The organism is Pseudomonas sp. ENNP23 (genome assembly GCF_001728945.1).
Classification (GTDB): domain Bacteria; phylum Pseudomonadota; class Gammaproteobacteria; order Pseudomonadales; family Pseudomonadaceae; genus Metapseudomonas; species Metapseudomonas otitidis.
On the sequence record NZ_LYSP01000058.1, the window covers coordinates 21,950 to 32,218 of the forward strand.

Annotated in this window: 9 protein-coding genes; 7 read left to right on the plus strand and 2 right to left on the minus strand. The window is 69.2% G+C overall.

Annotated elements, in window-relative coordinates; genetic code table 11:
- Positions 1–109 precede the first annotated feature (109 nt).
- Complete coding sequence (locus tag A9G05_RS27755; protein WP_171902742.1) at positions 110–358, plus strand: hypothetical protein; 249 nt, start codon at positions 110–112, stop codon at positions 356–358.
- Here the strand turns inward: A9G05_RS27755 and A9G05_RS23980 are convergent.
- Positions 344–1,300: a LysR family transcriptional regulator gene (locus A9G05_RS23980; RefSeq protein WP_069563336.1), complete on the minus strand. Its 957-nt coding sequence runs from the start codon at positions 1,298–1,300 to the stop codon at positions 344–346. The two genes, A9G05_RS27755 and A9G05_RS23980, sit on opposite strands and share 15 nt — an antisense overlap.
- A gap of 164 nt (positions 1,301–1,464) precedes the next feature.
- Between A9G05_RS23980 and A9G05_RS23985 the strand changes: the two genes are divergently transcribed.
- From A9G05_RS23985 to A9G05_RS23995, 3 genes are all read left to right on the plus strand, one after another.
- Positions 1,465–2,526, plus strand: a complete 1,062-nt coding sequence (locus tag A9G05_RS23985; protein ID WP_069563337.1) for an HlyD family secretion protein — start codon at positions 1,465–1,467, stop codon at positions 2,524–2,526.
- An 8-nt stretch (positions 2,527–2,534) separates the two neighbouring features.
- Positions 2,535–3,557 (plus strand): DUF2955 domain-containing protein, encoded by a 1,023-nt coding sequence (locus tag A9G05_RS23990; protein ID WP_069563338.1) that lies wholly within the window; start codon positions 2,535–2,537, stop codon positions 3,555–3,557.
- Positions 3,558–3,631: 74 nt separating this feature from the next.
- Entirely contained in the window at positions 3,632–4,600 is a 969-nt protein-coding gene (locus A9G05_RS23995; protein ID WP_069563339.1) for a sensor domain-containing diguanylate cyclase, read from the plus strand.
- Positions 4,601–4,841: 241 nt separating this feature from the next.
- Here A9G05_RS23995 and A9G05_RS24000 read toward each other — a convergent pair whose 3' ends face one another.
- Positions 4,842–5,390, minus strand: coding sequence for an RNA 2'-phosphotransferase (locus A9G05_RS24000; protein ID WP_069563340.1), 549 nt, complete (start codon positions 5,388–5,390; stop codon positions 4,842–4,844).
- A gap of 137 nt (positions 5,391–5,527) precedes the next feature.
- Here A9G05_RS24000 and A9G05_RS24005 point away from each other — a divergent pair, with 137 nt between their 5' ends.
- The 3 genes from A9G05_RS24005 (at position 5,528) to A9G05_RS24015 (ending at position 9,743) form a co-directional block, all read left to right on the plus strand.
- Entirely contained in the window at positions 5,528–6,106 is a 579-nt protein-coding gene (locus A9G05_RS24005) for an RNA polymerase sigma factor (RefSeq protein ID WP_083265739.1), read from the plus strand.
- Positions 6,106–7,104, plus strand: a complete 999-nt coding sequence (locus A9G05_RS24010) for a FecR family protein (protein ID WP_069563341.1) — start codon at positions 6,106–6,108, stop codon at positions 7,102–7,104. The genes A9G05_RS24005 and A9G05_RS24010 overlap by 1 nt, the downstream gene beginning before the upstream one ends.
- Positions 7,105–7,328: 224 nt before the next feature.
- Entirely contained in the window at positions 7,329–9,743 is a 2,415-nt protein-coding gene (locus A9G05_RS24015) for a TonB-dependent receptor (protein WP_083272653.1), read from the plus strand.
- Positions 9,744–10,269: the final 526 nt, after the last annotated feature.

Below are 10,269 nucleotides of genomic sequence, written 5' to 3' on the forward strand. Positions count from 1 at the left end.
AGCGGATACCCGGTGTCAGGAGGTCAGGGAAGGAAGGAGACGCGGTCACTCAACTGTCCTGGGCGGTGTCGGCTGGTTGCTCGGCGCCTTGCCGGGCGACGGCGTGCTCATGAGCGGCCTCGATGGCGCGCTGCTGATACTGCGCATTTCGCGCAACAAAGGCAGAGGACTCTTCAGCGAAGGAGAACTGGGCGAAGGACAGGGCGAAAGCGGCGAAGCTGGCAGTAACAAGGAGATTGCGCTGCATGGCGTGATCCTCGGCGGGATGCATCTGGGAACGGGGGCCATCTTAGGCGTCGGCCCCACCCCGAAAAACCGCCAGGCAGGTGAATCACAATTGCTTCTAGCGCAACAATGAGCTCGGTCGCGCCCAGTGCCGAGGGTCGTCCAGCACCGCGTCGTCCTGGGCGAACAGCGGCGGCAGTTCGGCCTTGAGGAAGTCCACCCAGGTGCGGATCTTCGCGTCGATGAAATGCCGCGACGGGTAGATCGCATAGATGTTGCGCTCGCGCAGGCGGTGTTCCGGCAGCAGCCGCAGCAGGCTGCCTTCGCGTAACGGCTGGCAGGCGACGAAGGAGGGCAGCAGGCAGAAGCCCATGCCGGCCTGGGCCGCCCGCGCCAGGGACTCGGCCACGTTCACCTGGAAGGCCTCCGCCGGCAGCACGTCGTATTCGCCGTGCTCGTCGCTCAGGGTCCAGTTGTCCTGGTAGAGCGGGTCCAGCAGGCGCAGGTAGCGGTGCCGGCGCAGGTCCGCCGGACCAGTGGGCACGCCGTGGCGGGCCAGGTAGTCGGGCGAGGCGCAGAGCACGCTGTACATCTGCCCCAGGGACTGGGCGATGCGCTGGGAGTCCGGCAGCTCGCGGGCGAAGGTCAGCACCACGTCCTGGCCGTCCTCGATGGGGTCGGGGTTGCGCTGCGACAGCGTCAACTCCACCACCACCTCCGGGTACAGCGCGCTGTAGCGGGCCACCAGCCCGGTGACGTGCTGCAGGCCGAGGCCGGTCATGGTGTGCACCCGCAGGCGGCCGCTGGGCTTGAGGTGCGCCCCGCGCGCCTCGGCGGCGGCCTGGTCCACCTCGTCGAGGATCGAGCGGCAGCGCTGCAGGTAACGCTCGCCCACTTCCGTCAGCCCCAGGCGCCGCGTGGTGCGGTGCAGCAACCGGGCCTGCAGCTGCTGCTCCAGCTCCGACACCAGGCGCGACACCTGGGCGGTGGACAGGTCCAGGGCCTGGGCGGCGGCGGTGAAGCTGCCGGTCTCGATGACGCGAACGAACACACGCATGCTGTTCAGGGTGTCCATTGTTACTCCTCGCGCAAGGCTGCTTCTCTGGGGGCGCTGATTATCAGGGAAAAGCGGCCCAATATACTGCCGTGCCGAACTGTTTCCCATTTCGCTGGTGTGCCGCCTTCCGGCCCGTTCCGTGGCCTTGCGGCCTGTTCGTCCAGCGCCGCCAGAGGTAATCCATGACCCCCGATCAACGCTTCGCGCGCCGGGTCCGCACCGCCATCGTCGCCTTCGTCCTGCTGTTCGCCTACTTCCTTGCCGCCGACCTGTGGATGCCCGTCACGCCCCAGGCCCAACTGACCCGCCCGGTGGTGCGCCTGGCGCCCCGCGTCGGCGGCCAGGTGCTGGACGTGGCGGTGGTCAACAACCGCCATGTGGAGGCCGGCCAGGTGCTGTTCCGCCTCGACCCCGAGCCCTATCGCCTCGCCGTGGCTGCCGCCGAGCTGGCCGTGGAGGCGGCCGCGCGGGACAACGCCGAGCTGGATGCCGGCCTGGCCGCCGCCCGGGCCTCGCTGCATGCCGCCAAGGTGACCGCCCGCGAGCTGGAGCGCGAGACCGACCGTCTTGCACGCCTGGTGCAGACCCAGCACGTCTCCCGCCAGCTCTACGAACAGACCGAGTCGCGCCGCAGCGCCGCCCGCGCCGACGTCCTCGCCGCTCAGGCACACGTCCGCGAGCAGGAGGCTCGCCGGGGCACCGCAGGCGCCGACAACCTGCGCCTGCGCCAGGCCCGCAACCAGCTGGAGCAGGCCCGCCTGCAACTGGCCTACACCGAGGTCCGCGCCGAGCGCGCCGGGGTGGTCAGCAACCTGCAGCTCTCGCCGGGCGCCTACGTCGCCGCCGGCACCCCGGTGGCGGCCCTGGTGGCCGACGAGGTGGACATCAGCGCCGACTTCCGCGAAAAGGCCCTGCGCTACGTCGGCCCGGGCGATGCCGCCGCCGTGGTCTTCGACGCCTGGCCGGGGCACATCTTCCCGGCCCGGGTCAGCGCCATCGACGCCGGCGTGCGCGAGGGCCAGCTCGATGCCAACGGCGACCTGGCCGCTCCCGCCAGCTCCGACCGCTGGGTCCGCGACGCCCAGCGCCAGCGCCTGCATGTGGTGCTGGAGCGGGCGCCCGAGGCGCCCCTGCCCAGCGGCGCCAAGGCCACGGTGCAGCTCTACCCCCATGCCTCGCCGCTGGCCAGCGCCCTGGGCCGCGCGCAGATCCGCCTCATCGCCTGGCTCCACTACATCTACTGAGTCCGACAATGAAGCGCGCCCTCGACGAAAACGGCCTGCGCCAGTGCCTGCGCCTGGCCTGCGGCGGCACCCTCGGGCTGTTCGTCTGCAAGCTGATGAACTGGGACAACGGCTCGTTCTTCTGCGTCTACCCCATGCTGCTGCTCGGCCTGCTGCCCACCCTCAACGCCCACCTGATCCGCCAGTTCCTCGCCCAGGCGGTGCTGGTGAGCCTGGAGACGCTGGTCATCTACGGCCTGTTCGGCGACCGCCCGCTGCTCATCGTGCCCCTGGTATTCCTCGCCTTCCTCTGGCGCTTCGCCCTCATGGCGCGCGGCCCGCTGTTCCTGTTCGGCGCCCTGGGCTGCGTGTTCCTCTCCATGCAACTGCACTTCGCCAGCTACCCAGACACCCACCTCTACGACCTGGTGGCCAGCAACCTGGTGGCCGCCGGCCTCACGGTGCTGATCGCCTGGCTGATGTTCTACTGCTTCCCCGACGCCGAGCCGCGCGCACCCCGCGTCCTCCCGGAGAAGGACCTGCCCAGCCGGCGCCACGAGGCCGTGCTCGGCGCCAGCCTCGCCACGCTGTCCTTCATGCTCTTCCAGGCCCTCGACCTCAGGGACTCGCTGTCGGCCCAGATCGCCTCGATCCTGGTGCTGTTTCCGATGCACTGGCACGGCATCCGCTTCGCCGGGCGTATCCGCGCCCTCGGAACCCTGCTCGGCTGTGTCATCGCCCTCAGCCTGCAACTGCTGCTCTACGACCACTACGACGTACTACCGCTCGTCACCTCGCTGTACTGGATCGCCGCGTTTTTCTGTGCCCGGGTGCACGTATTGGAGGGTGCACAGGGGGTTGGCTTCGGTGCGCTGACAACTTTGGCCATCGTTTTCGGTCAATACCTGACGCCGAGTCACGACATGATGTTCAGCCTGGCCTATCGGCTCAGTTCGGTTTGCGTAGCGGTCTTCGTCACCCTCCTTGCGGTGTTCGTCCTGCACCGGCTCCTCAACCGTTTTGCCGCCACCCGCCATCAGAGCCATGTGTGATTCGGCCTTGCACCGCCTGCCCGGGATGGGCGGGTTCAACCCGATCGAGGACGCGAAGGAAGGCTATGGGACGGATGGAAAACCTGGACGAAATACCCAGCGAGGCGGAAAAGCTCACCCTGGCGCTGCTGCACAGCCGGGGTGAGGTGGAGCGCCTGCGCGAACGCGAGGCGCTGTTCAACGTGCTGCTGGGCAGCGTCAACGCCGTCCTCTGGGCACTGGACTGGGAGGCGCAGAAGATCGTCTACGTCAGCCCCCACTACGAGCGCCTGTTCGGCCGCCCGGCCGAGCTGCTGATGGTGGACGTCAACGAATGGCGCAACTGCATCTACCCCGACGACGTCGAGTACGCCGCCAGCAGCCTCGCCCAGGTGCTGGAAAAGGGCGCCATCGAGGCCCGCGAGTACCGCATCATCCGCGGCGACGGCCAGGTGCGCTGGCTCAGTGACAAGTGCTTCGTCAGCCGCCAGGGCCAGGCCGGGCAGACCACCCTGGTGGTGGGCATTGCCGAAGACATCACCGAGAAGAAGACCCTGGAGGCCGAACTGCAGCGCCTGGCCACCACCGACGTGCTGACCGGCACCAGCAACCGCCGGCACTTCTTCGAAAGCGCCCAGCGCGAGCTGGACGTCGCCGAGCGTTACCAACGGCCCCTGGCCTTCCTGCTGCTGGACATCGATGACTTCAAGCAGGTCAACGACACCTTCGGCCACCAGGTGGGCGACGTGGTGCTGCAGCGCATCGCACGGTGCGGCGCGGGTGCCTTGCGGCGGGTCGACCACTTCGGCCGCATCGGCGGCGAGGAATTCGCCGCCGTGTTCCCCGGCTGCGACCCGGCCCAGGCCCTGCAAGTGGCCGAGCGCCTGGAGCGCGAAGTGCAGCGGCTGTCGTTCAGCGCCAACGGCAAGGTGTTCAACGTCACCCTCAGCCAGGGCCTCACCACCCTGCGCCCCGGCGACACCCTCGAACAGCTCTACACCCGCGCCGACGAGGCCATGTACACCGCCAAGCGCAACGGCAAGAACCAGATCGTGCAGGTGTAGCCGATTGCCCTCGTAGGGTGGACGTCGCATTTCACGTCCACCAGCGGAGCCTCGGGTGAGCACCGTCGGTGGACCGGTGAAGCGGGGTCCACCCTACCCCCGCCCCTACGGCTGGAACGGCGACTCGCTGAGGATCACCCCCGTCTCGTCCACATAGCGCTGCCTGCTGCGTAGTGCGGACGTCGCTCTTCACGTCCACCAGCGGAGTCACGGGCGAGCACCGACGAAACGTGCTCTCCCTTCACTCCTCCACCTCAAAGAACGCAGGCGGCACGGCATCGGTCAGCCACACGCCGTTGTCCGCCCGGTAGAAGCGATGCCCGGCCTGGTGCATGCGTGCGGCGGCGATGCGCAGCAGCACCGGTCGGCCGTAGCGGGTGCCGACGGCGATGGCAGTGTCGCGCTGGTCCGAGAGGTGCACATGGTGGCGATTGCCGGGGCGCAGGCCCTCGGCGCGGATGGCGTCCATGAAGCGCGAGGCGGTGCCGTGGAAAAGGTGCTCCGGCGGCACCTGCTCGGCGTAGTCGATGGCCACGCCGGCAGCGGTGTGGCCCTGGGCGGCGCGGATGCGCTGACCGTCGTCGGAGAGGCTGAAGCGCTTCTTGTCGTTGCTCGCCACCACCTCCAGCACCTGCTCGCGGTCGATGGCCTGGCCAGCGGTGCGGGCGAGGCGGATGAGGGTGTCGAGGTCGGCCCAGCCTTCGCGGTCCAGGGTCAGGCCGATGGCACCGGGCTGGTGGCGCAGGAGGTAGCTGAGGTACTTGCTGAGGGTAGTGAGGCGTTTGTCCATTCGGGGTGGGGTCGTGTCGTCCATGGGGCGGCCAGTTTAAGGGTTGTCACCGGTCGGCGGCAGGGGAAGCGTCCCTAGTCAGGTCTATTTGATAAGCATTATTATCTCGCTCCCTTCCTGGCCCCGCCGGCTTCTCCATGCCCGACCAGCCCCTCCCGCCGACCCTTGCCGAGGCCGAGCGCGCGAAAGCCGCGCCGCGCGAGGTGCTGCTGCGCACCTTCCTCGCCGAGCGCTCGCGCATGGAGGCGCTGGTGAATCGCCGGGTGCGCTGCCGGGCCACGGCGGCGGACCTGGTGCAGGAGCTGTTCCTGCGCTTCTGGCGGCGGGCCGACGCCCAGGTGGAGGACCTCGCCACCTACCTGCTGCGCAGCGCGCGCAACATGGCCATCGACCACCTGCGCAGCGAGGGTTCGCGCTCGCGTACCGAGGCCGGCCTGCTGGCCGAGCAGCACCTGCCGGAGCCCGCCGACCCGGAGGCGGCCCTGGCCGCCGGCCACGACCTGCGCCACGTACAGGCAGCCCTGCGTGCGCTGCCCGAACGCACCCGGCACATCTTCCTGCTCAACCGCATCCACGGCCGCACCTACGGCGAGATCGCCCAGGCCATGGGGCTGTCCCAGAGCGCGGTGGAAAAACATATGATGCGCGCCTTGGAGGCCTGCAAGGCCAGCCTGACGGAGCCCGCCGCCAGCCCATCGCCCGGGAGCGCGACCTGATGAAGCCCGATCCACAACGGCCGCCAGCGGCCAGCCCTCGCCAGAGCGCCGTCGAGCAGGCGGCCTGGCTGTGGGCGGGGCGCATGCAGGACGATCCCGATGCCGGCCAGCGCGAAGCCTTCGAGCGCTGGCTCTACGCCGATGTTCGCCATCTCGATGCCTACGCCCAGGCCGAGGCGCTCTGGCGCCGCACCTGGCCGGCCGCCGCGCTGCTGGCAGAGGAGGAGGCGGACCAGTTGCGCCAGTACCTGGCGCCGCGTCCCGTGCCCTCGCACCGGCGCACCCGCTGGGGCGGCGTGCTGGCCATGGCCGCCAGTCTGGTGCTGATGGTGTGGGCCGGTGGCTGGCACCCGCTGGACCGCCTGCAGGACCTGGGCGCCGACTACGTGTCCGCGCCGGGCGAAGTACGCACCCTCACCCTGGCCGACGGCTCCCGGGTGGTGCTGGATGCCGACAGCGCCCTCAGCGTCGACTACCGCGCCGACGAGCGCCATGTGGTGCTGCACCGGGGCGGTGCCTACTTCCAGGTCACCCATGGCGAGCCGCCCTTCGTGGTGGAGGCGGCCGGTGGCGAAGCCCGCGTGCTGGGCACCCGCTTTGGCGTGCGCCTGCAGCTCGGCGGCGCACGGGTCACCGTGGAGCAGGGGCGGGTGGGCGTCCGTGCCCGGGCGGATGCCCCGCAGCAGGTGCTCACCGCCAACCAGCAGGTGCGTTACCTCGACGGCCGCGGGGGCGAGGTCTACCCGGTGGATGCCGAGGCCCAACTGGCCTGGCGCCAGGGCCGGCTGACCTTCTACAAGACGCCGCTGGCCGACGTGCTCGACGAGCTGGGCCGCTACTACCCGGGCCGCATCCTGCTGCTGGACACCGACCTCGCCGGGCAACGGGTCAGCGGCAGCTTCCCCAACAACGACCCCCGCGCCGTGGTGGATGCCCTGGGCGCCGTGCTCGGCTTCCAGCGCCACGAAGTGCTGGGCCGGGTGATGGTCCTGCGCTGAGCTGTCAGCCACGTTCCGCCGCCCTTCCTTCTCGCGTCTCCCCCGCCTGGCGGTCACGGCAACGCCGTGGCCTGTGGAAAACCGCCTGCGTCGTTCCGACGTCGCCTGCCGCCTGTGGAAAAAACTTCAGGGCAGGGGTGAGGTGTTCCCGCTCGGCATCCGTGTAGGGGTGATGGAATGCGATTTATTCGCAACTAAAAGCCACAGCCAGGGGTACGCCTTACATGAATCACAGCTCATCGCGGTTGCAGCGCGGCGCCTTCAAGCGCCTCGGACTGGTCTCGGCCCTGCTCACCCTCGGGAGCGCCCCCTGGGCGCCCCAGGCCCTGGCCGAGGCCCCGGCGGCGCTGGCGCAGGAGCAGGTCTTCGCCCTCGAGGCGCAACCCCTGGCCCCGGCCCTGGCCGCCTTCACCCGCAGCACCGGGCTGGCGGTGGTCTACACCCAGGCCCTGCCGGAAGGGCGCAATGCACCCAGCGTGAAGGGCCGGATGAGCGCCGAGCAGGCCCTGGCGCGTCTGCTGGCCGGCAGCGGTTTCAGCTTCACCGAGGCAGCGCCGGGGACCCTGACGCTGGTGCCGGTGGCCAGCTCCGACGCCCTCGACCTGGGCGCGGTGAACGTCGACGGCACCCGCCAGGCGGAAAGCGCCGCCAGCTACCAGCCACCGCCCGCCACCCGCCTGGCCCGCAGCGACACCCCGCTGCTGGACATCCCCCAGGCGGTGGCCGTGGTCCCGGCCCAGGTGCTGGTGGACCAGCAGCCACAGAACCTCGACGACGCCCTGGCCAACGTCAGCGGCATCACCCAGGCCAACACCCTCGGCAGCACCCTGGACGCGGTGATGAAGCGCGGCTTCGGCGACAACCGCGACGGCTCGATCCTGCGCGACGGTATGCGCACCATCCAGGGCCGTAACCTCACCGCCAGCGCCGAGCGGGTGGAAGTGCTCAAGGGCCCGTCCTCAATGCTCTACGGCATCCTCGACCCGGGCGGCGTGATCAACGTCATCAGCAAGAAACCGCAGCTGCAGGCCTACCGCGCCATCACCGCGCGCGCCTCCACCTACGGCGACGGCAAGGACGGCAGCGGCGGCACCCTCGACGTCACCGGCCCCCTGGGGGATTCCGGCCTGGCCTACCGGGTGATCGCCGACTACGACGACGCCGACTACTGGCGCAACTTCGGCCACAGCCGCGACAAGACCTTCGCCCCCTCCATCGCCTGGTACGGCGAAGACACCACGGTGAACCTCAGCTTCGAGCACCGCGAGTACAGCACCCCCTTTGACCGCGGCACCGTCTTCATCAACGGCAAGCCCCTGGCGGTGCCCGCCACCCGCCGCCTGGACGAGCCCTACAACGTCACCGAGGGCCGGTCGGACCTGATGATCCTCGACCTCGAACACCAACTGAACGAGGCCTGGAAGGCCCACTTCGCCTACAGCTACAACCGCGACACCTACGACGACTACCAGGCGCGGGTGCAGAGCCGGAACGCCAACGGCACCCTCAGGCGCCGCCTGGACGGCACCCGGGGCGCGGTGAGCACCGAGCACTTCGCCACCTTCGACCTGGACGGCCAGGTGCAACTGGGCGGCATGCAGCACGACCTGCTGATGGGTGTGGACCACGAGTACCGCAAGTTCTTCCGCGAGGACCTGATTCGCCAGACCACCAGCCTCGGCTTCAACCCCTGGAACCCGGTATACGGGCAGGTGCCGGTGCCCACCACGGTGGCCGCCGGCGACAGCGACCAGACCGACCGCGTGGTCAGCCAGTCCGCCTTCTTCCAGGACTCGGTGCACCTCAACGAGCAGTGGATCTTCATCGCCGGCGCCCGCTACCAGCTCTACGACCAGCTCGCCGGCCGGGGCCGCCCGTTCACCAAGAACACCGACATCGACGGCCAGCTCTGGGTGCCCAGGGTCGGCCTGGTCTACAAGATGACCGACGAGCTGTCCCTCTACGGCGGTTACACCGAATCGTTCAAGCCCAACTCCACCATTGCGCCCTTGACCGGCACCGGATCGGTGAACGAAATGGCGCCGGAGGAAGGCAAAAGCTGGGAGATCGGCGCCAAGTTGGACATGCCGGGACGTATCACCGGCACCCTGGCGCTGTTCGACATCGTCAAGGAGAACGTCGCGGTGACCGAACTCGATGGCTCCAACCGCGCGGTTGGCGAAGTCCGCTCACGGGGCATCGAGCTGGATGTGACCGGTCAGGTCACCGACAACCTCAGCCTGATCGGCACCTTTGCGTGGCTGGATGCGGAGCTGACCAAGGACCCGCTCTACAAGGGCAATGAACTGCAGAACGTCGCCCGGCGTACCGCCTCGCTCTCGGCCGTCTACGACTTCGGCCCGCTTTTCGACGGCGACCGCCTGCGTGCCGGCCTGGGCGGTCGCTATGTGGGTTCCCGTGAGGGTGATGTCGCCAACAGCTTCGAACTGCCCCACTACACCGTCGCCGACGCCTTCGCCAGCTACGAAACGCCCCTGGGCAACGACAAGCGCCTCAAGCTCCAGCTCAACGTGAAGAACCTCTTCGACAAGACCTACTACAGCTCCTCGGTGAACCAGTGGAACGTCTCCATCGGCGACCCGCGCCTGGTGCAGCTCTCCAGCACCCTGGCGTTCTGAGTACCGGTCCACCCTGCGTCCGGCATTGCGCGAGATCGCGGTGCCGGGCTTTCGCGGATGAATCCGCTCACACAAGGTGGCCTCGCCGGCACATCACCCGTAGCCCGGACTTCAGTCCGGGGAATGGCACGTGCGCCCATACCTGCCAGGGGGTTCCCGGGCTGAAGCCCGGGCTACCCGTGCAGCCGGCGCCCCTGATGCGCAGGCCATCGCGGATGAACCTGCCCCCCAGTCCCGTAGGGTGGACGTCGCTTTTCACGTCCACCATCGGAGCCCCGGTCGGCACCGCTGAGTACCGGTCCACCCTGCGTCCGGCATTGCGCGAGATCGCGGTGCCGGGCTTTCGCGGATGAATCCGCTCACACAAGGTGGCCTCGCCGGCACATCACCCGTAGCCCGGACTTCAGTCCGGGGAATGGCACGCGCGCCCATACCTGCCAGGGGGTTCCCGGGCTGAAGCCCGGGCTACCCGTGCAGCCGGCGCCCCTGATGCGCAGGCCATCGCGGATGAACCCGCCCCCCCAGT

Coding starts and splice junctions, on each gene's coding strand:
- A9G05_RS23985 (WP_069563337.1), top strand. CDS start 1,465: ATGACCCCCGATCAACGCTTCGCGCGCCGGGTCCGCACCGCCATCGTC.
- A9G05_RS24005 (WP_083265739.1), top strand. CDS start 5,528: ATGCCCGACCAGCCCCTCCCGCCGACCCTTGCCGAGGCCGAGCGCGCG.
- A9G05_RS24015 (WP_083272653.1), top strand. CDS start 7,329: ATGAATCACAGCTCATCGCGGTTGCAGCGCGGCGCCTTCAAGCGCCTC.
- A9G05_RS24000 (WP_069563340.1), bottom strand. CDS start 5,390: ATGGACAAACGCCTCACTACCCTCAGCAAGTACCTCAGCTACCTCCTG.
- A9G05_RS23980 (WP_069563336.1), bottom strand. CDS start 1,300: ATGGACACCCTGAACAGCATGCGTGTGTTCGTTCGCGTCATCGAGACC.
- A9G05_RS23995 (WP_069563339.1), top strand. CDS start 3,632: ATGGAAAACCTGGACGAAATACCCAGCGAGGCGGAAAAGCTCACCCTG.
- A9G05_RS23990 (WP_069563338.1), top strand. CDS start 2,535: ATGAAGCGCGCCCTCGACGAAAACGGCCTGCGCCAGTGCCTGCGCCTG.
- A9G05_RS24010 (WP_069563341.1), top strand. CDS start 6,106: ATGAAGCCCGATCCACAACGGCCGCCAGCGGCCAGCCCTCGCCAGAGC.
- A9G05_RS27755 (WP_171902742.1), top strand. CDS start 110: ATGAGCGGCCTCGATGGCGCGCTGCTGATACTGCGCATTTCGCGCAAC.